At 62.7% G+C, this 23,676-nt stretch carries 23 protein-coding genes and 1 rRNA gene; 12 read left to right on the plus strand and 12 right to left on the minus strand.

The features are described 5' to 3' along the window. Positions 1–138: 138 nt before the first annotated feature. The 3 genes from rrf (at position 139) to G9463_RS19070 (ending at position 1,882) form a co-directional block, all read left to right on the plus strand. Positions 139–261: ribosomal RNA gene (rrf, locus tag G9463_RS19060) — 5S ribosomal RNA — on the plus strand. Between the two features lie 189 nt (positions 262–450). Then, complete coding sequence (locus G9463_RS19065; RefSeq protein WP_004960664.1) at positions 451–870, plus strand: CopG family ribbon-helix-helix protein; 420 nt, start codon at positions 451–453, stop codon at positions 868–870. Between the two features lie 100 nt (positions 871–970). Beyond that, on the plus strand, positions 971–1,882 hold the full coding sequence (locus tag G9463_RS19070; protein WP_127013040.1) for a PLP-dependent cysteine synthase family protein: 912 nt from the start codon (positions 971–973) through the stop codon (positions 1,880–1,882). A 33-nt stretch (positions 1,883–1,915) separates the two neighbouring features. Here the strand turns inward: G9463_RS19070 and G9463_RS19075 are convergent, their stop codons facing one another. The 4 genes from G9463_RS19075 to cyaB are packed head-to-tail and all read right to left on the minus strand — an operon-like array spanning position 1,916 to position 5,522. After that, positions 1,916–2,455 carry a DUF5804 family protein gene (locus G9463_RS19075; protein WP_127013041.1) on the minus strand — a complete coding sequence of 180 codons (540 nt, stop codon included), beginning with the start codon at positions 2,453–2,455 and terminating at the stop codon, positions 1,916–1,918. Positions 2,456–2,482: 27 nt separating this feature from the next. Further along, a complete protein-coding gene (locus G9463_RS19080) occupies positions 2,483–3,670 on the minus strand; it encodes a tRNA sulfurtransferase (RefSeq protein ID WP_165897552.1) in 1,188 nt (395 codons plus the stop codon). A gap of 47 nt (positions 3,671–3,717) precedes the next feature. Next, positions 3,718–4,920: a methionine adenosyltransferase gene (locus G9463_RS19085; protein WP_165897553.1), complete on the minus strand. Its 1,203-nt coding sequence runs from the start codon at positions 4,918–4,920 to the stop codon at positions 3,718–3,720. 59 nt (positions 4,921–4,979) lie between these two features. Next, positions 4,980–5,522: a class IV adenylate cyclase gene (cyaB, locus tag G9463_RS19090; protein ID WP_004960674.1), complete on the minus strand. Its 543-nt coding sequence runs from the start codon at positions 5,520–5,522 to the stop codon at positions 4,980–4,982. Positions 5,523–5,602: 80 nt separating this feature from the next. Between cyaB and G9463_RS19095 the strand changes: the two genes are divergently transcribed. From G9463_RS19095 to G9463_RS19105, 3 genes are all read left to right on the plus strand, one after another. Further along, positions 5,603–6,631 carry a threonine/serine dehydratase gene (locus G9463_RS19095; RefSeq protein WP_165897554.1) on the plus strand — a complete coding sequence of 343 codons (1,029 nt, stop codon included), beginning with the start codon at positions 5,603–5,605 and terminating at the stop codon, positions 6,629–6,631. A 79-nt stretch (positions 6,632–6,710) separates the two neighbouring features. Beyond that, positions 6,711–7,655 (plus strand): peptidylprolyl isomerase, encoded by a 945-nt coding sequence (locus G9463_RS19100; protein WP_011223510.1) that lies wholly within the window; start codon positions 6,711–6,713, stop codon positions 7,653–7,655. A gap of 166 nt (positions 7,656–7,821) precedes the next feature. Continuing rightward, on the plus strand, positions 7,822–8,022 hold the full coding sequence (locus tag G9463_RS19105) for a hypothetical protein (protein WP_004960683.1): 201 nt from the start codon (positions 7,822–7,824) through the stop codon (positions 8,020–8,022). A gap of 2 nt (positions 8,023–8,024) precedes the next feature. Here the strand turns inward: G9463_RS19105 and G9463_RS19110 are convergent, their stop codons facing one another. Beyond that, entirely contained in the window at positions 8,025–8,654 is a 630-nt protein-coding gene (locus tag G9463_RS19110) for a hypothetical protein (protein WP_004960685.1), read from the minus strand. A 28-nt stretch (positions 8,655–8,682) separates the two neighbouring features. Further along, positions 8,683–9,309, minus strand: coding sequence for a cellulose synthase operon protein YhjQ/BcsQ (locus G9463_RS19115; protein WP_004960687.1), 627 nt, complete (start codon positions 9,307–9,309; stop codon positions 8,683–8,685). A 193-nt stretch (positions 9,310–9,502) separates the two neighbouring features. Between G9463_RS19115 and G9463_RS19120 the strand changes: the two genes are divergently transcribed. From G9463_RS19120 to pyrI, 3 genes are all read left to right on the plus strand, one after another. Next, positions 9,503–10,660, plus strand: a complete 1,158-nt coding sequence (locus G9463_RS19120; protein WP_165897555.1) for a VCBS repeat-containing protein — start codon at positions 9,503–9,505, stop codon at positions 10,658–10,660. Positions 10,661–10,818: 158 nt separating this feature from the next. Continuing rightward, positions 10,819–11,733: an aspartate carbamoyltransferase gene (pyrB, locus tag G9463_RS19125; RefSeq protein ID WP_004960692.1), complete on the plus strand. Its 915-nt coding sequence runs from the start codon at positions 10,819–10,821 to the stop codon at positions 11,731–11,733. Continuing rightward, positions 11,730–12,197 (plus strand): aspartate carbamoyltransferase regulatory subunit, encoded by a 468-nt coding sequence (gene pyrI / locus G9463_RS19130; protein ID WP_165897556.1) that lies wholly within the window; start codon positions 11,730–11,732, stop codon positions 12,195–12,197. Before pyrB ends, pyrI begins: the two co-directional genes overlap by 4 nt. Positions 12,198–12,218: 21 nt before the next feature. Here the strand turns inward: pyrI and G9463_RS19135 are convergent, their stop codons facing one another. Genes G9463_RS19135 through G9463_RS19160 form a run of 6 tightly spaced genes read right to left on the minus strand, consistent with a single transcriptional unit; the run spans position 12,219 to position 19,850 of the window. Further along, positions 12,219–13,085 carry a DUF58 domain-containing protein gene (locus G9463_RS19135; RefSeq protein WP_049939149.1) on the minus strand — a complete coding sequence of 289 codons (867 nt, stop codon included), beginning with the start codon at positions 13,083–13,085 and terminating at the stop codon, positions 12,219–12,221. A gap of 55 nt (positions 13,086–13,140) precedes the next feature. Then, a complete protein-coding gene (locus tag G9463_RS19140) occupies positions 13,141–14,082 on the minus strand; it encodes a MoxR family ATPase (RefSeq protein ID WP_004960702.1) in 942 nt (313 codons plus the stop codon). After that, positions 14,079–15,032 carry a hypothetical protein gene (locus tag G9463_RS19145; protein ID WP_165897557.1) on the minus strand — a complete coding sequence of 318 codons (954 nt, stop codon included), beginning with the start codon at positions 15,030–15,032 and terminating at the stop codon, positions 14,079–14,081. Before G9463_RS19145 ends, G9463_RS19140 begins: the two co-directional genes overlap by 4 nt. After that, a complete protein-coding gene (locus G9463_RS19150; protein WP_004960708.1) occupies positions 15,032–15,694 on the minus strand; it encodes a DUF1664 domain-containing protein in 663 nt (220 codons plus the stop codon). Before G9463_RS19150 ends, G9463_RS19145 begins: the two co-directional genes overlap by 1 nt. Further along, positions 15,691–18,057 carry a VWA domain-containing protein gene (locus G9463_RS19155; protein WP_165897558.1) on the minus strand — a complete coding sequence of 789 codons (2,367 nt, stop codon included), beginning with the start codon at positions 18,055–18,057 and terminating at the stop codon, positions 15,691–15,693. Before G9463_RS19155 ends, G9463_RS19150 begins: the two co-directional genes overlap by 4 nt. Then, positions 18,057–19,850 (minus strand): VWA domain-containing protein, encoded by a 1,794-nt coding sequence (locus G9463_RS19160; protein WP_165897559.1) that lies wholly within the window; start codon positions 19,848–19,850, stop codon positions 18,057–18,059. Before G9463_RS19160 ends, G9463_RS19155 begins: the two co-directional genes overlap by 1 nt. A 235-nt stretch (positions 19,851–20,085) precedes the next feature. On the opposite strand from G9463_RS19160, the gene G9463_RS19165 reads away from it, so the two are divergent. The 3 genes from G9463_RS19165 to G9463_RS19175 all read left to right on the plus strand — a co-directional run. Further along, positions 20,086–20,724 carry a helix-turn-helix domain-containing protein gene (locus tag G9463_RS19165; protein ID WP_165897560.1) on the plus strand — a complete coding sequence of 213 codons (639 nt, stop codon included), beginning with the start codon at positions 20,086–20,088 and terminating at the stop codon, positions 20,722–20,724. Between the two features lie 252 nt (positions 20,725–20,976). Continuing rightward, positions 20,977–21,219 carry a 4Fe-4S ferredoxin N-terminal domain-containing protein gene (locus G9463_RS19170; protein ID WP_007190086.1) on the plus strand — a complete coding sequence of 81 codons (243 nt, stop codon included), beginning with the start codon at positions 20,977–20,979 and terminating at the stop codon, positions 21,217–21,219. Beyond that, positions 21,212–23,676 (plus strand): molybdopterin-dependent oxidoreductase (locus G9463_RS19175; RefSeq protein ID WP_165897561.1); only part of this gene is annotated, 2,465 nt, incomplete at its 3' end. The genes G9463_RS19170 and G9463_RS19175, both read left to right, overlap by 8 nt.

Raw genomic sequence — 23,676 nt, forward strand, 5'->3', positions numbered from 1 at the left:
CATACGCACTGTGACTCATTCACCGACGATTTAACTCGTCGCTGAACGAGTCCAGGCGCAAACTGGATCGCACGTAATCACACGGTGGAAAAGTTGATCGAGACTGGTACTATCGTGGTTCGATTCCACGACTCGACGTTAGGCGGCCACAGCGGTGGGGTTGCCTCCCGTACCCATCCCGAACACGGAAGATAAGCCCACCAGCGTTCCGGGGAGTACTGGAGTGCGCGAGCCTCTGGGAAACGCGGTTCGCCGCCACCATTCATACCTATCAAGCCCACTCAGGAGAGACATCTCTCCCGAGTGGGCTTTCTGTATTTAAACAGTCACATCAAGTCGACAAGCCAGTCGCCGTAGCTTGAGAGACGAAGCGGCAGCGCTATCCGAAGGAATGCCAGTCTGTGCGGAGAGATATGAACTATTAATACTCTAACGGCGCTCAGTTAATATATGGGCGTTGTAAGTATCTCGATGCCGGACGAGCTGGAGGAGCGAATCGACACGTTCGCCGACGAACATGGGTACACGGGTCGCAGCGAAGTTGTTCGAGAAGCAGTCCGGAATCTGATGGGAGAGTTTGAGGACAAGCGGCTGGAAGACCGCGAACTGATGGCGGTCGTCACTGTGTTGTTCGACTACGAGACGACAACCGTCGAGGAGAAAATGATGCATCTCCGCCACGACCACGAGTCCATCGTCGCGTCGAACTTCCACAGCCACGTCGGCGACCGGTACTGTATGGAACTATTTGTGCTGGAGGGCCAGTTAGAGGACATCTCTGCGTTCGTCGGTAAAGTCCGAGCCACGAAAGACACGCTGTCAGTCGATTACTCGGTGCTGCCGGTCGACGACATAAATATGTTCACGTGAGACGGTGTCGACGCCGGAAAGGACTGCCGCGTCTCGGAAGTCCACGAACCGTTTGAGACCTTCAGTAGGCGTTTAAGTCGGGGCCGCGTAGCCGGCGGCGATGAAAGACTCTATTCTCGATACAATCGGGTCCCCACTGGTCTCGGTTCGCGCACCGGAGGGGGCAACCGTTGCAGCGAAGATCGAGTCGTTCAATCCCGGTGGGTCCGCGAAGGACCGGCCGGCGAAGTACATGATTGACGACGCCGAACGAAACGGCTCGCTCCAACCGGATGATACGCTTGTCGAGCCGACGAGTGGGAACACCGGCATTGGGATGGCGATGGTCGGGGCAACGAAGGGGTACGACGTGGTGCTAGTGATGCCGTCCTCGAAGTCGCCGGAGCGCCGGCAGATAATGAAGGCGTACGGCGCGGAGATCGAACTTGTCGAGGGTGATATCTCCGACGCGAAAGAGCGCGCAAACGAGCTATGCGAGCGCGATGACTACGTCCAACTCCGGCAGTTCGAGAACCCGGCGAACCCGACAGCGCACTACGAGACGACGGGCGAGGAAATACTTGAACAGGTGGGCGACCGGACTGTCGACGCGCTGGTGGCCGGCGTCGGCACCGGCGGGACACTCACCGGCACCGGCCGTCGACTGCGGGACGCGTTTCCTGGGATAGACATCGTCGCGGTCGAGCCGGCGGACAACGCTGTGCTTTCGGGGATGGAACCGGGCACTGGCGAGGATAGCTTTCAGGGAATGGGGCCGGGATTCGTCAGCGACAACTTAGACACCGATCTGCTGGACGACGTGATGACGGTCGAACTCCCGGACGCGGAAGACGAGTGCCGCCGCCTCGCCCACGAGGAGGGAATCCTCGTCGGCCAGTCCTCGGGTGCGTCGAACCTCGCGGCAAGAGAGTTTGCTGAGCAACTCATCAGGGACGGTGTTGACGACCCGCTCGTCGTCACAGTCTACTGGGACAGTGGTGAGCGATACATGTCGACCGGAATGTTCGATTGAAAACGGTCTGTCTTGCGCGCAGCGTGACCCGACTCAGGCCCCGAACTCCGACTCGGTCACTCTAACGATGAGCGTTTCGTCCACATCTTGGAGGTCGTAGTCGGGAATCGTGTCGCCAGTCCGTGTCAGGAGCATCGGCTCGACCAGTTCCGGTGGGCCGTCGGCTTCCATCGCCTGCGTGTCGGGCGTTGACTCTCCTTCCGTCGGGCCTTCATCGTCAGCGTCGCTGGTCCTGTCCGGGTCGACGATGCCGTACACCTTGAGAAAGCGCCCGGTCTCTTCGGGCGCGATGTCGTCGTCTCGTATCGCTGCGGCGAGGTTTCGAGAGAGCCATTCCGTCTCACTAATTGACGGATCACGAACGAACGCGGCGTCAGCGAAGCGAACGAGATACCAGTTCAGGTCGTTGAGCAGCGCCACCGCCGCCCCGAGGCTCACGGTGTCGACGGCGACGGTATTCGCAAACGGTTCCTGCAGGTCGTAGGTGGCGAGTGCGTTCCGTGCGGTCTCGCGAGAGAGGAGTTCGTATCGAAGATTCACGTCGTCGCTCCCGACGAGACAGACCTGCGTCATGGCTCAACCCTGGCCCGCCCCGGAAATTTAGCTTTCGATGGGGACGACAGTACGGTCCTGGGCGCAGGCTTCGGCGCGCTCGAACAGGTCGTCGGGTTCGGCTACCCGAACCGCCTCTAGCGAGGCATTGGTTTCCGGATGTGATGGCGCGACGCGGTTGCAACCGGTGTCGATTGTCGAATCCTCAAAGGTCTCGATGGTTCGCGCATGATCGGTTATGTCGGACTTGTCGACGGTGAGGTTCGGTCGGTACACGGGGAGTGTGGTCGCGGCATCGGTGACTGCGATGTTCGCGCTCGTCTGGCTGGATTTCTGCCCAATAGCTTCGCCGGTGACGATGCCGACAGCGTCGTAGTCGTGCGCGATAGCCTCAGCGACTGCGAGCATGAACCGGCGGAGAACGAGCATTCGGAGCGACCCGAGATTTTGAGAGAGGTCGGTGACGACGTCACCGGCCTCAACGACGTTGACGGACAGGTCGTGCCCGGGTGCGTACGAGGCGAGTGTTTTGACGGTCGAAACGGCTCGTGCCCGGTGGTCGGGGCCGCCGTAGTCACCGAGGTCGACGTAGACTGGAATCACGGGTGCGCCGCGTTTCATGAGCTTCCAGGCGGCGACCGGCGAGTCGATACCACCGCTGATGAGGGCAACGACGGGCCGCTGGGTCCCGAGTGGGAGTCCGCCCGGGCCCGAACGTTTCTCACAGAAGACGTACGCCTCGTCGGCGCGACACTCGACGAACAGTTCGAAATCGGGGTCGTTGAGGTCGACGGCGGGCTCGCTGCCCAGTTCTTCAATTGCCTCCCAGACGGCGGTCCCGCCATCGGATTCGATGTCCGTACTCGAAAAGGGGTGTGCGTCTGCTGGCCCTGCCCGGCGAGCGTTGACAGCGAAAGTGCCGCCGTCGTGCTGTTCTCGTGCGGTCGCGGCCAGTGCCGTTTTGATTGCAGACAACGTCGGATCGACGGTCGTGACCGCCGAGGCGGAGGTGACGCCGAACGTGTCGGCCGCGGCTGCGGCCACACTCTCTGGCTGGTCAGTATGGATGAACAGCCGGTTCCGTCGCTGTTCGATGCCTCCTGACAGGTCGCGCACGTCGAGCATCGCGCGGAGATTGTCCGCCAGTTGCTGCTCCATCTTTCGACGGACTTGGTTGCTCTTGACGCCGAGTTCGCCGTGGCGGACGAGCACGCTGTCGGCGTCTGGCGGATGCATGCCAGCGAGTTGACTAGCAGTGAGTAAAGGGGTGTCGCCTCGCCGTTTCAGAACGTGGAGAGGTCGCCCTCAATGACCTGCCGCGTGATGTCGGTCACATCGGCCAGTTCGTCGTCGATTGTGGCCTGAATGTCTGCTTCGACATCGCCGACCGCAACGCCGTCTTCGGTGACGACCGTCGCGTCAGCAACGTGGGGCTCGTCAATCGGCGACCCGATCTGTGAGAGCAGGCGCATCTGGACCTGTCGGATGCCATCGACTTCATTTGCGACGGACTGTGCGATTTCTGTCGAAAGGAGATTGTAGATCTTCCCGATGTGGTTGACTGGGTTCTTGCCAGATGTCGCTTCCATGCTCATCGGGCGGTTCGGCGTGATGAGGCCGTTCGCGCGGTTCCCGCGCCCGACAGAGCCGTCATCGCCTTGCTCGGCGCTTGTCCCAGTGGTGGTGAGATAGATGGACTCGGCGTCGTAATCGTCGGCCGTGTTGACGTGGACCGTTACGTCTCGGTCGGTGTACTCTTCGGCGAGGTCAGTAACGAACGCTCGCACGTCCGAAACGGCAGTTTTGTACGCATCGAGGTCCGGGACGTGTTCGTCGACCATCGCAACGGCCACAGTCACGTCGATGTGGTCGCCCTCGCGCTTGCCCATCACCTTCACGTCTTGGCCAACGACCGGGTTGGACGCAGCGTATTCGCCGGTCAATCGCTGTTCGGTGTTGCGGACGATCTGTTCAGTTTCCGTTAGCGGAGCGTGGCCGACACCGTAGCTGGTATCGTTTGCCATCGGAATTGCTGCTTCCTCACCGAACACGGTCTGGAGGTCGCCTGACCCTTCGCCGAACTGAACGTCAACGATGACATCGGAGCCGAGATCGAGGTGGGGGAACTGCTCGTCGAGGTAGTCGCGTGCGGCCCGGAGGGCGATGCTTTCAGCCGGGATACGCTCGCCGTCGAACTTCTTCGTCGCTCGACCGACGACCAGAATGTAGATCGGCTCAAGCACTTCGCCGCCGCCGTACGCAGGGGCGGCAGTGCCGGCGACGAGCTGTGTCTCGTCTGTGTTATAGTGCAAGACTGTGCCGAACCGGTCGATGTACGTCTGTGCCAGTGCACGTGAAACCGTCTCTGCGATGCCGTCACAGATGGAGTCCGGATGGCCGATACCCTTGCGCTCTACGACTTCGATGTCCTGATCTTCGACTGCGAGTCCGCTTGCAGGTTGGACGTGGATGTTCCGCTCAGTCATTGACTCGACTTCGTCTGGCCGGGTTCTATAACTTACGGGAACAGATAACAGCGGAATGATTACTCGTTCGCATCGCTAAGTAGCATCCCGAGATAGGAGGTCCGTTGCTGGTCGTTGGGGTTCAGACTGAGGTCCCGAAGCACCTCGTAGGCTCCTTCTCGAACGGGTTCGATATCGCCGTCGGTTTCGCGCTCGACTTCGACGAACTCGCCGACATCGTCGACAGCGTCGAGGGTGACATCGTACTCTCGGACCTCGTAGACTCGGCGGTTCTTCCGGACCGTCGCCGCGGGCTCGAAGCCGAGGTGCTGGACGATAGCGTCGATGTGGTCGCCGTTCTCGACGCCCGTTTCGAACTCTTCTCGGCTCTTCGACTCCGCTTCGAGGAGTGGCCCCTTGTAGGTGACTTTCGCGTTCGTTACCCCTTTTCTTGTTTCACGGCGGACCCGGAACGCCTCGTCTGTCTCGGCGAAATCCCGGTGGGGCGCATCGTAGTACGTGTCCGTCTGTATCACCGTATCGACCTGTTCGGCTCCGAGCTCGTCGAGTCGCTCCGCGACAGCCTCGATATCCGCCGGCACTTTCACCTCGACTTCGTACATACTGTGTGGCTGGGCCGGGCCGCTGAAAAACACTCCCGTCGACCGCGCCCTTTACTGTGTCCGCTCTCCCGGGTAGTAGTATGGCCGGTCGCTACGAACCGATCGACTCCCCGGACGAGACGACCCTCTTTCCGTACCACGACCTGACGCCGCCGACAGTTGCAACGGTCGCGCGCGCCCGGCAACGCATCCGACAGCACCTCCCGGAGACGCCCTTAGTCTGCAGCGAAGCCCTCTCCGAAGCCCTCGACGCGGATGTCTTGCTCAAGCGAGAAGATACGCTCCCGACCGGCGCGTTCAAAGTCCGCGGCGGGGTGAACCTCGTCGCGTCCCTCGACGAGGAGTTCCACGACGCCGGACTGCTCGCCGCGAGCACGGGAAACCACGGCCAGTCTATCGCCTGGGCCGGGCGTGAGTTCGACGTACCCGTTACTATCGGCGTCCCCGAAGAAGCCAACGCCGGAAAGGTCGGCGCGCTGGAGCAACTCGGCGCAGAAGTCATCCAGTACGGCAAGGACTACGATGAGGCCCGCGAACACATCGAGGACTTGGCGACCCAGCGCGAGGCGCGCTACGTCCACTCGGGCAACGAACCGAAGCTGCTCGCCGGCGTCGGCACGGCGGGGCTCGAAATCCTTGACGAGCGCCCCGACGTCGACCGTGTGTTCTGCCCCGTCGGCGGCGGCACCGCCGCGGCCGGGTACTGCACTACGCTCGGGGCGATGACCGACGCCGATGTCGTCGGCGTGCAGGCTGCGGGCGCGCCCGCGGTGTACCGCGCTTGGCAGGACGAGACGCTGGACGCCCTCGACAGCGTCGACACTATCGCCGAGGGTGTCGCAACCCGGGTTCCGTTCGCGCTCCCGACCGAAATCCTGCAGGCGGGACTCGCCGATTTCCGACTCGTGTCCGAAGACGCCATTACCGATGCCGTGGCGCGCCTGTTCGAAACAGACCGCATCGTCATGGAAGGGGCCTGTGCGACGGCTGTCGCCGCAGCGATTCAGGCTGGTGACGAACTACGGGGCGAGACGGTCGTCCTTCCCATTTCGGGACGGAACATCGACCGAGAGAAGTTTGACCGACTGCTGGCCGAAAGCGAGTACTAGCCGACCACTTCCGAAGTTCTTCGACCGCTACTGACCGGGAAACGTTGTCCTTAAGAGTGCCACGACTGACGAACAGGGTATGAGCAACGAGTCTGAGACCGACGTAGACGAGGAGACCGCAGACGAAGAAGAACAGGCCGAGGGACTCCAGAAGGGCGATGTCGTCAAGCTCGCCTACACTGCCCGCACCGTCGACGGCGGTCAGCTTGTCGATACGACCGACGAGGAAGTCGCCGAGGACGACGGTATTGATACCGAACAGCAGGAGTTCGGTCCGCGAACCATCGTGCTGGGTGAGAACCACATCTTCCCGGATGTCGAGCAGGACATCTACGGGAAGGAGGTCGGCGACGAGGGTGACGTGACCGTTGCGGCTGCCGACGCCTTCGGCGAGTACGACGAGGAAGAGGTCCGGACGGTTTCGAAGGACAAGATCCCCGAGGACGACCGCTACCCCGGCGCGCACGTCGACCTCGAGGGCGAACACGGCCACGTCGAGACCATCATCGGCGGCCGCGCGCGAGTGGACTTCAACCACCCGCTGGCCGGTGAAGACGTCGAGTACGACTACGAAGTCCTCGAAGAGGTCACGGACCGCGAGGAGAAGGCACAGGGCATCATCCAGATGATGCTCGACATGGAACTCGACGTGTGGTTCGAGACTGACACCGTCGAGGAAGAACAGCTCGTCGAGAGCGAGGACGAGGATGAAGACGAAGAGTCCGAGCCCGAGTACGAAACCGTCGAAGTCGAGAAAGAGACGCTCTACATCGAGGCGACGCCGCAGCTGACGATGAACCAGCAGTGGATGATGGGCAAACAGCAGATCGCCCAGCAGCTCACGCAGCTACTCGATATTGACCGCATCATCGTGCAGGAAGAGATCGGTGGCGGCGGCATGGGCATGCCCGGCATGATGGGCGGCATGGGCGGTGCCGGCGGTGCTGACATCGAAGACGCGCTGGAAGACGCCGACGTTGACGCCGAGGAGATCGTCGAAGAGATCGAAGGCGCCGAAGAGTAACTTCGTCGCGAGCACGCCGAGCGGTTCTACGGTGCTGAGCGACAGCGAACGGGGTTGCGGTATCGAGCGGTAGCGGGCGGTTTTACGGTTCTAGGCGCTAGCAACTGCCACTTTCTGACGGCCAATACGGGAGAACCGTTATACGCACGACACGTCATCACTACGCATGCGAGTGTCGCTGGTGTACCCGTCACTGCTCGCGCTCCCGCCGGGAATCGCGTTTGGCGTCGGCACGGTCGTGCTGACTGGAAGCACCGGCGCAGGATTGGCAGCAGGCGTTGGTGTTGGTCTCGGACTATTCTTGTTGATACTCGTCGGCACTGAGTTCGGCTCGACGGACAGAGAGCCACGGCCCGGCGGCGAATAGAATCAGGCGATGTCGCGGCTCGTATCGATGCTGACCTCTTCGACGAGATTGAGCTTGATGATATCAGTGGGAGCGCGCCCGCCGCGGAACTTCGGAATCGCGAGCCGGTTTTCGACCTCGTCACCGTTCGTTGTGGTGTTAAGCTGGAACACCACGTCAGCGAAGTGCTCGGTCGTATCTCGAAGCGGTGGCACGTCACGGCCGTCGAGACAGTGGACGATAGCGAGGCTCCCGGTGTTGACGATATGGTTCTGCAAGTCGTTCATGAACGCGCGAAAGCGCGAGTGTGGCTCTTGGGCTTCCAGCACGTCGAGCGGGTCGACGATGAGGTTTGAGGTCTCCGGCAGTGCCGAGACGAGCTTGCCGGCGTTGTCAAGCGGCGCTTCGCCGGAGATGTGCCGCACCGTCGGGTCGCCGGTATTGGCCGGCGTCTGTTCGATGCTCGCGATGACTGATTCGGCGGTCCGGTCGAGCGACAGCCACAGCGTCCCGCGCGTGGCGGTAAGTTCGTAGAGGAACAGCTCCGCTTGGCTAGCCGGCTGGGCAGAGAGCACGACGATACTCCCCGCAGGGATGCCACCATCGAGCTTTCTGTCGAGGACATCGATGCCCGTTCGCAACCGGTTGGCCATACCACTGAGAGCTTATTTACCCACGAGATTAAGTATTCCGCTTGGCGAGAACGTTCGCCATCTCAACGTATTTTGCCACCGCCCGGTCCGATTCCAACGGCCTCGACACCGATGGAACGTGAACCGTTCCCGAGCAGGACAGCAGGTCCGATGGGTCCACGGACCCGTCACCGCCGACGAGGACTGTGAGGGCGGGCGGCGCGTCAAGCGCACGGGCAATCGCCGCGGTTTTGGCTGTGTCGGTGAGGCTCTGTCGGGTTGGTGCACTCACAAGCACTGTCCTGTCGGCCGCCCGTAGCGGCTGGGCGGCATCCGGGCCAGCGCCGGCTGGACAGTCGAGTACTACAGGGCCATCACACCGAGACAGACTGTCAATAGCATTGTCGATAGCGGCTCCGGGTGCGGTCTGACAGGGAAGTACGTCGACGTTCTCGACGGTCGTGGCGGGCTGGGCAACTGCGGTCGGCTCAGCCGAGGCTGTGATATCAGCGATTCCGGGTGTCGGAGCGACGCCAGCGCGACGGTGGAGGTTCGGCATGTCGCGGTCGGTGTCCACGACTAGCGACCGCCGGGTGGGCGTTCCCAGTGCCTGACCGAGCCCGAGGGCGATGGTCGTTTTGCCACAGCCACCCTTGCCGCCAGCGATTGCGAGCATAGTGAGGGTGGACTGCCTATCGGTTTTGAATCCTCGTACTATGAATCACAAACAGTGACCGCAAAACTGGGCCGGAAGGTCTGACTTACGTCGGTTGGCTGTTGCCTACCCTTACGCGCTGGGTTCCATTGTCGGGCGCAGTTTCAGGTTGTGGCCGCTGTCGGCCGGTGTTAGCCCGGCTATAACAATACCGATGTACCCGAAGGGCTGGGACATGAACCTACATCACGAGCGCATCGAAGCCTCGCCGCCGGCGAGTACGATGAGCTTCTGTCTCACAACCGACCTCACGGGGAACGGCCGACCGGACGTCATCGTCGGGGCGCTCGGCGACACGCACGAGGTCCAGTTCCCACTCGTCGACAAGTCAGTCGACTTGCTGTCCGTATTCGGTATGGGGCCGTTGGCCCGCTGGCTCCAGACGAACGTGTTCTGGTACGAAAACCCCGGCTGGGAGCGCCACGACGTTGCCAGCGCACCGGAACTATCCGTCGGTGGCTCGCTTGGTGACATCACGGGGAACGGCCGACCGGATATGGTCGCCGGCCAGAACATCCACCAGCACAAACTGTGGTGGTTCGAGATACCGGACAACCCACGGAAGCAGTGGACGCGCCGGCTCATCACCGACGATTTCGAGAAATATCACGACACCGCTGTGGCGGACGTGGACGGCGATGGACAGAACGAGGTCGTTGGGCTGTCCCAGGAGTCAAAGACAGTGTTCTACTACGATATTCCTGCGGACCCGACGCGAGAACCGTGGCCGGTGGCCAACCGACACGTCGTCGCCGAGGACCTCGATGTTGAGGGCGTCGCTGTCGAGGACATTGACGGGGACGGTGCGGTCGAAATCGTCGCCGGCCCCAACGTCTTCCACCGGACGGCCGACGGATGGGACCGGGAGCCAATCGCCGAGGACTGGCAGTGTACTCGCGTCGCTATCAAGGACGTTGACGGCGACGGCGACCTAGAGATAATCCTCGTCGAGGGTGACGAACCGTATCTCGACGACCGCCCGGCCAGGCTGGGCGTGTTGGACCCACCCGAGTGGGACCTGACCCTGCTGCACGACGACCTTTCGAACCCGCACAGCCTCGACGTGGCGGACTTCGACGGTAACGGTAATCCCGATATCTTCGTCGCAGAAATGGGTCTAGAGGACGGACACGAACCGCGACAGCTCGTGTTCCACAACGACGGCGCGGGGAATTTTGAGCAGAAGGAACTGAACACCGGCATCCCCACCCACGAGGCGAAGGTCGTCGACCTCGACGGTGACGGCGTCCCGGACATCGTCGGCAAGGCGTACACCGAGCCCCGCGTCGATGTCTGGCAGAGCAACCCCTGACGAGTCGCCTCGTCGTGTTATTTTGGCCGCTACGCTCCCTCTGGCCTCGCTTTCGAACCCAGCGACGATGTTCCCGAAGCCGAACCTGACGATGTAAGTGACCGTTCAATTCCCGTGTCGGGGGATTCAAGAGCGTCCGGAGCGCGGTATCGAGTGAAATGCGGCACGACCACATCATCAGCGCGAAACAACTCTCGCGGGGCGACATCGAGACGGTGCTCGACCACGCGGCTGACATCGCGGCTGACCCGGGAGCGTTCGCGGACCGGCACAGCGACACGCTGCTTGGCCTCCTCTTTTTCGAGCCGAGCACCCGGACGAAGATGAGCTTCACAACGGCGATGAAACGCCTCGGCGGCGACATCGTCGACATGGGCTCTGTCGAGTCCTCAAGCGTGAAAAAAGGCGAGTCACTGGCTGACACTGTCCGCGTCGTCGAGGGGTACACCGACGCGCTCGTGCTCCGGCACCCGATGGAGGGTTCCGCGAAGATGGCGAGCGAGTTCGTCGACGTGCCGCTCGTCAACGCCGGCGACGGGGCCGGTCAGCACCCGACACAGACGCTGCTCGACCTCTACACGATCCGTGAAAACGCCGGCTTCGACGACTTGACTATCGGCATCATGGGCGACCTGAAGTACGGACGAACCGTCCACTCGCTGGCCCACGCACTCACGACCGTCGACGCCAGCCAGCACTTCATTAGCCCGGAGTCGCTCCAGCTTCCGCGGTCGGTTCGCTACGACCTCCACGAGGCCGGCGCAGGCATCCGCGAACACACCGAACTTGACGACATACTCCCGGAACTGGACGTGCTCTACGTGACCCGCATCCAGGCCGAGCGGTTCCCCGACGAAAGCGAGTACCGCGAAGTCGCCGGCCAGTACCAGATCGACGGCGACACGCTTGCGGCGGCCAAAGACGACCTGACCGTGATGCATCCGCTCCCACGCGTCGACGAGATCGCTCACGACGTCGACGAGACCACCCACGCACAGTACTTCCAGCAGGCCCACAACGGTGTTCCCGTACGGATGGCGCTGCTTGACCTGATGCTCGGAGGCGACCAATGAGCGACAACGACCAGCAACTCCGCGTTTCGAAGATCCAGAACGGCACCGTCATTGACCACATCGCGGGCGGACAGGCGCTAAACGTCCTGGCGATTCTCGGCATTGACGGCACCAGTGGCGACTCCGTCTCCGTCGCGATGAATATGCCCTCGGACCGCCTGGGTCACAAGGATGTGGTCAAGGTTGAGGGCCGCGAACTCTCACAGAACGAGGTCGACGTGCTCTCGCTCATTGCCCCTGCGGCGACGATCAACATCATTCGCGACTACGAGGTTATCGAAAAAGGCCGCGTCGAGCGCCCGTCGGTCGTCGAGGGCGTCCTCGAATGCCCGAACCACAACTGCATCACGACTGAGAACGAACCCGTCGACTCGCGCTTTGCCGTCGGCGACGACGGTGTCCGCTGTGAGTACTGCGATACGATCATCCGCGACGACCTGCCGGCACACATCCTCGCAGAGTAAGCCGACCTTGCTGCCGCTTTGCTACTGTAGCCAGATGCTCGCAAACGAGTCGAAGTAGTCTTCGCCGGTATTGATCAGTACGTGGTCTGCACCGAGTGCCGTAACGCGGTTTGACACCGAGTCGATGTGGGCGTCGAGCCGCGACTGGTACGTCTCCGCCAGCGAGCCGCTGAAATACGATCGGCGTGTCTCGTCGCTCTCGGGGTCGGCAAACAGCACGTCACCGACGACGCCAGGGTCCCGTTCCGCTGGCGCGACCACGCGGACCAGCAACACGTCGGCGTCGTTGCGTGCGAGCGCGGCGATACCGGATTCGAGTGCCTCCGGGTCGGCCAGACAGTCGCTGAAGACGACGACGAGCGAGCGCGACCGAATGCGTTCGGCGTACGCTTCCAGCGCGGATTCGAAATCGGCCGTCCCGCCGGGCGTCATCTCGTTCAACTGGTCGATGAGCGAGAGGAGTTCGCCGCGGTTCGACTGGCCGGTATCGATCCGGTTCACCCGGTCGCGGAACGTGCAGAACTGGAAGTCGTTGTTTTCCTCCGCGGTAAGGTAGGCGAAGCCGAGCCCGAGTTTGGCGGCGTACTCGAACTTGTGACTCGTCGCGTCGCCGTAGTCCATCGACGCGCTCGTGTCGACGAGCAGGTGGACGGTCAGGCTCCGCTCTTCCTCGTATTGCTTGATGAAGTACTCCTCTGTGCGGGCAAACAGCTTCCAGTCGATCCGTCGCGTGTCGTCCCCCGGCGAGTACCGCCGGTAATCGCTGAACGTGAGCCCCTCGCCGACCCGCGGGGACTGCTGGTCGCCCTGCCGAATCGAGGTCGTCTGGCGGTTCAGCGCGGCGGTGAACCGGCCGAGTTCGTCGAGAAAGTCCGGTTCGATAGTCACGACTGTCCCTCCCATTCTTGCTGTGCCGCCCGCTGAACCGCGGTCACTGAGTCGCTCATTCCAGCAGGGCTGCGATGAGGTCGTCCGCCGTTCGACCCTCCCGCTCGGCCCGGAAGTCAACGATAATCCGGTGGCGGAGCACGGGGGCTGCCAGCGCCTCAATGTCCTCCCCGGTGACGTGCGAACGGCCGTGGAGGAACGCCCGGGCCTTCGCCGTCTGGACGAGTGCCATGCTCGCCCGCGGGCTGGCACCGAACTCGATGTCGTCGGCCTCGCGCGTCCGGCGGACGAGCTGGACTGCCCGGTCGCGCAGGTCGTCTGCGATAGGCATCTCACGGACCAGTTGCTGTATCGCCTGAATTTCCGAGCGGGTCAGCGACCGCTCAACGGGGACCTGTTCTGCCCCAGCGGTGTACATGTCGACGATAGTCCGTTCCTCGTCGTAGTCCGGATAATCGACCAGCAGCTTCAGCATGAAGCGGTCGGTCTGGGCCTCCGGAAGCGCGTAGGTCCCCGACTGGTCAATCGGGTTCTGGGTGGCCAGAATGAAAAAGGGACGCGGCAGTTCGTAGGTCTCGCCCGCGGCGGTCACCTGTTTCTCCTGCATCGCTTCCAGCAGGGCGGCCTGTGTCTTCGGCGTTGCCCGGTTGATCTCGTCGGCCAGTACGACGTTGGCGAACACCGGCCCTTTCTCGAAGACGAACTCGCGGCCGCTGTCGGTCTCGCGGATAATCTCGGTCCCAGTGATATCGGACGGCATCAGGTCCGGGGTGTTCTGAATCCGGGAGAATTGGAGGTCGGTCACCTCCGCGACGGTCCGGACCATCGTCGTCTTCCCAAGCCCTGGGTTCGATTCGAGCAGGGCGTTGCCGTCGGCCAGGATACAGATGAGCAGTTGCTCCAGTACCGCCTCCTGACCGACGATCCGCGTGCTGATCTGTTCACGTGCGTTCGCGATCTTCTGCTGTAGTTCGTCGATGTCTTGCTCTGGGCTCATGGGTCGGTGTCCTCGTCGTCTGTGTCCTGATCTCGAATCCTGAGATTGTACTCGCGGATGAGGTCCGCATCCTCGACGTCTTCCTGACCGGCGAACCCGGCCTGCTGGCTGTCGACTGTCCCACTGCCGCTCCCCGGCCCCTCGGTGTCCGACGACGGGAACGACTGACTCCGGTCGATTTCTTCGTCGCCGCCCGTCGAGTCAATCTCGGCGGTGAGGTTCTCGTCGCCCGCCTGTACGTCCTCGCTGTCGCCGAGTATCGCGTCGCCGTCTTCGAGCCCCTCGTACTGGCTTGGCCGGTCGTTTGGTGACTCCGTCTCGACCGGGTCGCGGTCGAGCAGGCCGATGTCCACGACGGCTACCTGCACTGTCGCCAGACTCAGCAGGATAACGACAACAAGCGTCCCGAGCAGTCGCCGGCTGTCGACGAGCGCGACGCTTGAACTCTGTTTCAGCCCATCGAGGACATCCTCGTAGAGCCGGGCCGCCATCCGTGTCTCGGCCTCGTCTTCCACCGCATCCCGCGCCGTTCGGAGCGCGTCGGTGACGTTCGCGTTCGCCGCCTCGAACTGCTCGACGAGCGGCTGACGGACTCGGTACAGATACTCGCCGATAAGCCAGCACACTCCGATGGCGATGCCAACGACTGCGCCTGTCGGGAACGACAGCGCAGGTACCGAGCGGCCGACAGCCGCCTCAACCGGGTCCGTCACCGCCGCCGGAACCGACACCTGTGTCGGGAGTTCGGCCGGCGAGAGGACAGTCAGGAGGATGTTCACCAGAAGAAAGAGCAACACCGCGTCAACGATGGCGTAGACGAACGCCGCCTTCTTTCCCTCGCGTCTCACCTCGGCGATGGCGGCGGCCATCCGTTCGCGTGCTTGTGCCCGTTCGCTTTCAGGCGGCTCCTCACCGCCGTTCTCTCCGATGTTTGTATCTGGTTTGTCCATCAGTAGCCCTCGCAGGTAGCTTTCTCCTGGTTCTCCGGCTGGCTACAGAGCGTCTCGATATCGTCTCGCAGCTCTTGGTTCTGGTTTTCAAGCTCCTCAATATCGTCTTCGAGCGTACTTATCCGTGATTCCAGACTGTCGATGTCGTCCTGCAGGTCTGACACCTGGTCCTCCAGTTCGGCACGCTCGTCCTCTAGATCCTCGTTTTCGCTCTCCAGATCATCGATCGTCGACTCAAGGTCGTCAACCTCGTTTTGGAGCGTGTCGCGCTCATCCTGCAGGTCATCGACCGTCCCCTCCAGTTCTTCGACGCGGTCCTCGCTATCGCGGAGCGACTGCCGAGTCTCTGCTAACTGGCTCTCTGTGGCGTTCAACTGTTCTTCTGTCTGGTTCAGATTGGTCGCGACCTGATCGACATCCTCCGACCGCGTCTCCAGTTGGTCTTCGAGTTCGTCAACGCGGGTCTGGGTAGATTCCAAGTCATTTCTGGTGTCGTCTAGATTCTCCCGGAGTTCGGCGTTTTGCTGGCGAAGCTCCTGATTCTGCGAGCGCAGGTCGCTGGCTGAGTCCTGGTACAGCACCGTCGTTCCGCCGGTACCAACCATCGAGAGGGCGACGAACACCACGAGTCCGAGGTTGATCCGGCGACCGATTGCGCTCACGGGAGCCCACTCTCCAGAGAGGTGCGACCGCGGTACACTTGAACACGGCGGGCGACCACCTCGCCGGTGAACAGCAGGAGCGCGCCGAGCAGGGCGACCCAGTCCCAGGTGTCCTGAACGGTGCGGACCCGGGTGGACTTCTGGCGTGCCTCACTGGCTATCTGTTCGCCCTGGTCTGGGGTGAAAGCCTGTCCGCCGGTCGTTTCGACGAGCGCATCGAGGCTGTCACTTGGGCCGAAGGAAGCGTACTCGACGGGGTAGTTCGCCGCATATTCAGTGTCGAGCGCCGCCTGATACCCCGCTTCTCTGGGCGTAAACTCGCCGCGATACCGGCCGTCGCCGACCTGACGGAAGGAGATGTTTGCCGCGTCCGGGCGGCTATCGCCCTGGTAGGTCAGCGTCGTTGGCCGTCCCACGCGGGCATCGCCGACCGCTGTGACGCCGGTTTGTGTGCGCATGGGGTCACCCACCGCGTAGTTGACCGATTTCGTGACGACTAGCGAGTCCGGTCGGTCGAGCAGGCCGCCCATCGTGTTATCCGAATCGTAGGCGGTAATAGAGACCACGCGGCCCAGCCCAAACCGCCAGGAGGCGATGGCCGGCTTCCCGTCCGCGGTGGCGACCTGATAGTCCGCTCCGGGCTTGACTTGGACGTTGTTCGCCTGGCCGGGATTGGCCGTCAGCTCGACGCCGGCGGTGATGAACGTGTCCTCCGTGACGATGGTGAGGTTTTCGCCCTGGTAGCGCCGCGAGGAGCCGCCAAAGAGGAGCCGCAGGCGCTCGGTCTCGTCGGCCGCAAAGTACGAGCCGCCGGACTCGCTGGCGATTTGACGCATCGTCGCGACGCCGACGCGCTTGCCGACGCCGACCGAGACGACGCGGGTCCCTTCGCGGCCCAGTTGGTTGGCAACGGCCGCCGGCGGGCCGAGCCGGTCCTGCCCGTCACTGAGGAGGATGATCGTCCCCTCGCGGTCGTCCAGCAGTTCGTCAGCGCCCTGAAGTCCGACGGCGATGTCCGTCGCGCCGCCGCTTTCAAGCCGCCGTATCTTATCGGCAGTCTCTGCCCGGTTCTGACCGAGCGCTTGCATCTCCGAGACGCGGTACGCGTTCTGGTTGAACGCAACGACACCCACCTGATTCTCGTCGCCGAGCTGGTCGAGCACGTCAAGCGCGACAGCTTTCTGTACCGAGAGGCCGCTCTCAGCGCTGCCGGACACGTCGACGAGGATGACAATGTTCGACTCGCCGCCGGTCGCGTTCCCGACCCGGACCGGGAGCATCGAGGCCACCGGCGACGTTTCGTAGCCACCGTTCTCGTAGGCGTTGTCGCCGCCCGCGACGACCAGCCCGCCGCCGTTGATGACGAAGTCCTGCAGGGCAGTGGTGTTCCCCATATTGCCCGACGGCGTGTCTTGCATGACGACGGCGGCGTAGTCATCGAGGTCCGCCGGGACTGACGAGGCCGTCGAGACGTTGTACAGCGAGTCGAGGTAGTTCCGCAGCGGGTACTCACCCTGTGAGACGTACAGCACGTCGGGCTGTTCGACGACGCGGACGCTCTTGTAGAACACGTCGTTTCGCGCGTACTCGTCGTCGCCGGACAGTGTCGCGGTCACCCGGTGTGACCCGAGCGCCTCGAACGTGTGGTCGACGGTGAGCGTCCCGTCCGGCCGGAGTTCACCCTCGGTGACCGTCTCGCCGTCGATGGTCACCTCGACGGGCACTGGTTCGAGGACGCTCACGCCCTCCATCGAGACGGTGTACTGCGACCGGACGCCGCGACTCACCGTCGACGGCCCGGCTATCGTCACGGCTCGCTCTGTTCGTGGCGACTGGGGAGTGACGCTGTGGACGGTCGCGTTGAGCCCGGCGGCGTCCTCGGCAGCCGTTGCAAGGCTTCGTCCCTCCGTGACACGGCCGTCGGAGACGACGACAACCGTCCCGTTTTCCTGAAGGTTTGCCGCTACGCCGTCGCCGAGCCGCGAGTTCGACCCGCTACCGATCGTCGCCCGCGTCACCGGGACGCCCTCGTCCTCGATATCCCGTACTAGCGCGTCGGTCGTGTTCGGATAGATGCCCATGCTCGCGGAGTCGTCTGTCAGCAGTGTCACGCCCGGCTCGCCCGGTGTCTCCCGGGTCTGGACGGTGTACGGCTCCATCGCACCGAGCACGAGCAGGCAGACGATGAGCACGCGGCTGGCAAGCAGGAGTCGGCGGCTCCGGTTCGAGGCCGACCGCGTCCCGCCCTCGCCACGCCGGATGAGATATGCGAGGAGACCGATGGCGACTGGCAGGGCCAGCAACGGCCACAGCTGCTCGACACCAACGGTGAGTCCTTCTGTGAGGGTGTAGGAGACCGCCATCAGAGGTCACCCCGCCGGCGGAGATAGCCGACCTCGGCCAGTGCGAGTACCAGCCCGCCTAGCGCGACGTACTCGGTCAACGGCTGTGGCACCGACCGCCGTTCGGTCCGGGTGAGGTTCCCGGCCGTCCCGGAGCGCTGGTCGAGTGCTTCGACATTGGTGTTTGACTCGCTTTCGTCCAGCAGCGACGCACTCACCTGCCGGCTCTGGCTCCGGTAGAGGCCGGCACGCTGGAGCGGGACCGAATTCCCGGAGACAGGGCCAGCCGGCCCCTCGACAGTGGTGTTTCCGAACCGGACGGTCTCGCCGGTCTCGTGGTTCAGCGCCGGGAGCGGTTCCCTGTCCGCGAGGTAGTACACTGCCCGCTTCCAGAACACGGGGTACTGGTAATTGAACTTGAAGCTGGACCGGTCCTCGATGTAGCCGTAGTACATGAGGCGGCCACCGTTCCGGTCCTCGGTCGCAATGAGCGGCGTCCCGTCGCTCAGTTGTACCTGGGCCGACCCGGAGCGCAGCGAGCCCGAAACGTACTCCTCGGGAGGCTGGAAGTCGATGCCGCGGGTGAGCTGTGTCTGTGCTGTCTGGCCCACCGTCGCGCCCGCCTTGGTCTCGCCGGGTTCGATGAGGAGGAGGTCCCGGTACCGCTGCGGGAGGTTGTCCTGTGCCAGCACCGCCACGCCGCCACCGTCTTCGACCAGTTCGCGCCCGGTTTCGACGTTCCCGGGGAGCAACGAACTCCTGTCGACGTTGCTGTACAGGATGATGTCGTAGTCGCCCTGAATCGTTGTCGGCGGCTGCCTGACTGTCACGTTCACCCGGTCAACGACCGACAGCGCGGTGGTCAGGTACCGATTCCGGTCGTTTGTCAGCACCAGCACGTCGACGGCCGCGTCCGCCGGTGCGGCGACGTAAACGCTGTCATCCGTTGGGAAACTGTCGCCTGGGCTAAGCCGGGCCTCACTCCCACCGGCCGGGACCGGGAGCGTCACCGAACCCACGTCGTCAGGCCCGAGCTGGAGCTCTTGCTGGGCGTTCCCGAGCCGGACGGTCCGGGTCACGGTCGAGTCGCCGTAGTTTTTCACCGACAGCGTCACCGCCGAGCCGGAGAACCGCCGGTCGATGAAGCCGACGTTCCCGTCGCCCCCACCGTCGAACTGCTGGAGGTCGACGGAGAGCCCGCGCCCGCGAGCCGTCGTGACCGCGGTCGTCCACTCCTCGCCCGCGAAATCGCTCAGGACGACGACTCTGGCGTTCTCGCCGGCGAGCGAGGCTGCCTGCGAGATAGCGCCGCTGAGCGCTCCCGGCGCATCCGTCGGACTGAGTCCGTCCAGCGTTCCCTGGGCCGCTGTCGGCGTGCCACGCTGGAGTACCACCTCGCCACCGTTGGTCGTCGTGACGACAGAGGTTGTCCCAGTCACCTCATCTCGGGCGGCCGCGACGGCCTGCTGGAAGCGCGTCTGGCCGTCAGCGTCGGTCTGCATTGACGCGCTCGTGTCGACGACGATGACCGTCTCCGCTACTGTCGCCCGCTCGGAGACGGTGACGTACGGTGTCGCCAGTCCGACTGCGAGCACCAGCACGACCAGCACCTGCAACAGCAGCAGCAGGCTCCGTGAGATCCGTTCGAGAAACGGCGTCGCTGACTGCTGGCGTTCTCCGGCGACGAGAAACTGGAACGTCGGCAGCGTGAGTTCCTGCGGGTCCGGTCGAATGAGATACAGCACGACGATCGGCACCGTAAGGAGGAGGGCGGCCAGTCCCAGGGGGGCAAGCAAAACGTCCGAGAGGACCATTGTCGATGTATCAGGCGGAGGCGGCATTTATCTTGTGTCTCTGGTGACACCAACCTGTGAACAGGCCCCGACGCCGTCTATCTGAGACACGACGTGGCACAGTTCATATTCGGAGCCGTCGTGACGTCAGGAAGCTATTCTCTATGAACATTCTGGACAAACCTGCCGATGTCTGTCGGTTACGATGAGAATCGACAAAACGTATTTAACTGAACGTCGGAGATGAACAGACAGAATGGACCAATCCGAAAGCGGGCTCACAGGGACAACAACGGGCACCGCTTCCGAACGGACCATTGAGGTTCTGTTCGAAATTGAACTGCCCGATGACTGTTCGTGTCCACTTTCGGATCCGGATGCAGACATCGAGAACGTTCATAACCAGATCGACGACGGAGTCTGTCACGCGGAGATGACCGTCTCTGATGAAACTGGTACCCCGCGGGTCCTGCATTCGACAAATCAGGTCGGAGACGCCTGTCTCTGTCTGGCGTTTAGCGAGGTCGGGTGTGTACCACGAACCCGGCGCGTAGACGGTGACTCACTTTTTATCGAGACGTACGTCTCAGACCGGAGCGTCATCAGCGAGCTGGTCGAGCAGTTGCAACCAGCGGCTGAACGAGTGCGCCTGCGACGGCTGACATCCCGGCAGGACAACAAGACAGAGTCGGACCCTGCGACTGTCGACCTCGCCTGTCTCACGACAAAACAACGGGAAGCAGCGATAATCGCGGTCGACGAAGGCTACTACCAGCAGCCCAGAGAGACGACTCTCGACGACCTCGCATCGACACTCGGTATCTCGAAATCTGCGCTCTCTCAGCGCCTGAACGCCGTTGAATCGAAACTCGCGACGGCCGCCTTCGACCCGTAACCTCATTTTTTCGGTCAGGACGTACTGGCGGTAGCATCGATGCCGGCGTTGTAGCGACCGAGACAAACGCGAACAGGCCGTTCCATGGGTGAAACCGCGTTTCGGTCGGCAGTCTAGCTTCTCGACACGCCATCGGCCTATCGGCTACACCGTGGGTTCAAGCTGAGTGGCGCGGTTCTCACCTGTATTTAAACCCCTTCATAATACAGCGCGTTTCCTACCGAGTTCCGAGAGCAATCGACAACTAGAGCCATGAATAACCCACAGCAACCGAGATTGACGCCGATTGAGGAGTGGGAAGATGAAGCAACAGCGATGCTCGACGGCGTCGAGTACGATACTGATCTGGGGCTACGGATGGCTCGTGACGCGATCCGCGTCTCAAATGGGGAGCTGAGCGACGCCGAATTCCACGAAAAGTACCACGAGGCGGTGCTGGCGGAGTTCGGTGCAGACGAGCGACCGACCAAACCTGAGGGATTCGACGATGACTGACAACGATGGGCTGTATCGGCGTGATGTACTGAAAGCCGGGGGAGCGGCTGCTGCCCTTGGTCTCGGCGGCGGTGAGTTCCTTCAGGGACTGGCCGAACGCGGGGACCAAACGGCGGCGTCAAAGCACAACACGGGTATCGAGAACTACGTCGGGCAAAATGACGTCATCCAGACCGTCTGTTCGCCGAACTGTCGCGGGAAGTGTCCCATCGATGTCCACGTCCGTGACGGACAGGTGAGAAAGGTCGAGCCACACCCGCCGGAAGATGAGCAGTACAAGCGGGCCTGTGTGCTCGGGCTCTCACACACCCAGCGCGTGTACGACCCGACGAGACTGAAATACCCGATGAAGCGCACCGACTGGTCGCCCGACGAGCCCAATCCCGACGGACGCGGTCCGGATGCCGAGTTCGAGCGCGTCTCGTGGGACGAGGCGCTCGACCTCGTCGCCGACAAGATGCAGTCGTTGAAAACAGACCACGGCGCAGAGAGCGTCCTCTTCCATGAGGGGTCGGGGAACTACGGCCAGACCGGCAAGGCGTTCAGCCGCCTGGCCTCTCTATTCGGCTCAACCCAGTCTGCATGGGGAATCGACGCCAACGTCGGTCGCGGATTCAACCGGGTCACTGGGACCGGCTTCTTCCTGCCACCGACGAACGAGGCCGAGGACTGGGAGAACGCGAACACCATCATTGTCTGGGGGTCGGACCTCTTCTCCAGCCAGTTCCAGATGGACGCCTCGGAGGTGCTCGATGCCGTCGAGAACGGGGCGAAGCTCGTCGTGGTCGACCCAGTGTACACGACGACGGCATCGAAAGCCGACCTGTGGCTCCCGGTCAAACCCGGGAAAGACGTGCATCTCGCGCTTGCGATGATGCACACCGTCTTCGAGGACGGGACGTACGACGAACAGTTCCTTCGGCAGCGGACGACCGGTCCTGCGCTAGTCCGGAAAGATACCGGCGACCTGCTCAAGTCGAGCACTGTCTTCGACGACGGCAGTGATGATCAGGTCGTCGCTGTCGAACAGGGAAGTAACACGGCAGTCGAACTCGAACCCGAGACCGACGGCCCGTATGCGCTGTTCGGGGAGTTCACTGTCGACGGCATCGAGTGTGAGACGGCACTGACCAGACTCCGAGACCACGTAGCTGACTACGCGCCGTCGGAAGTCGCCGAGCAGACCGGTGTCGACGCGGAGAACATCCGCACTGCAGTCCGGTGGCTGGCGACTCGTGGCCCCGGTGGCATCGCCCCGAGCTACGCGCTCGGGCGGTACAAACACGGGCACATCTTCGGCCAGACCTATGCGATGCTGATGGGGCTGACCGGTGACTACGGCCGGCACGGAAACATCCACGCGCACCACTCCGGCGGTGCAACGCTCAGTACCGGCGGCTGGAGTACGCCCGAAGATGCTGATCCCGGACCATCGGTGCGCTTCTCCGACTACCCGGACGCGATGATCGACGGTGACCCGCACAAGGTCAGGGCCGTTTACTCAATCGAGTCGAACATGATGGGCAACCAGTTCCCGGACCGACAGCGGTTCAGAGAGGCTATCAAGAGCCTCGAGATGTTCGTCGTCGCGGACATGCATCACACGGATACGGTCCAGCATGCAGACATAATCTTCCCGGTCCCACACTGGTTCGAACAGGAGGACATCGTTTCCAGCTGGGGGTCCCATCCACACATCAGCTATCGACACAAGGTCCAGGAGCCGATGTGGGAGGCCAGAGATGACTACTACGCGATCCGCGGGCTCGCGGAGCGACTTGGATTTGGTGATTACTTCCCGGAGACGAAACGCGAGATGCTTCGGGAACTCGCCAGCCGGGACGACGCCATTGACTTCGAGACGCTGTTCGAGCAGGGGACGCAAAAGAAGCAGGACGTTCCCATCGTCAAGTACACCGACGAGTTCCCCACCGACACGGGGCGAATCAAGATGTACGACGACGACGCCCCGAGCGAGGAGGGCGTGACGTTCGACCTCCCGCGGCCACTCGAAGACCGGACAGCCGACGACTACGAGAAGGCCGACGAGTACCCGCTGATGTTCATGCAGAAGCACAGTCGGTTCCGCATCCACTCGCAGTACGAGATGCTGAACTGGGTGCGTGAGGTCAACCCCGAACCACAGCTGGACATCCATCCGTCGGATGCGAAGGCTCGCGGCATCGAGGACGGCGAGTACGTCCGGGTGCACAACGACCGCGGCGAGATGATCGTGAAGGCGAAGTACAACGAGGCGTTCCAGCCGGGGCTGGTAAACACTGACCAGGGATGGTGGTCGCGTGACTACCTCAAGGGTCACCACAACGACCTCACGCACAACGAGGTCAGCGAAGTCGGCCAGACAATGTCGTTCTACGATGTCCGTGTCGCCGTCGAGCCGGCTCCTGACGACCTTGACACGGAGAAGTACGAAACGGACAACCCGCGTGGAACTGT

The sequence above is a fragment of the Haloarcula sp. JP-Z28 genome, assembly GCF_011440255.1.
GTDB lineage: Archaea > Halobacteriota > Halobacteria > Halobacteriales > Haloarculaceae > Haloarcula > Haloarcula marismortui.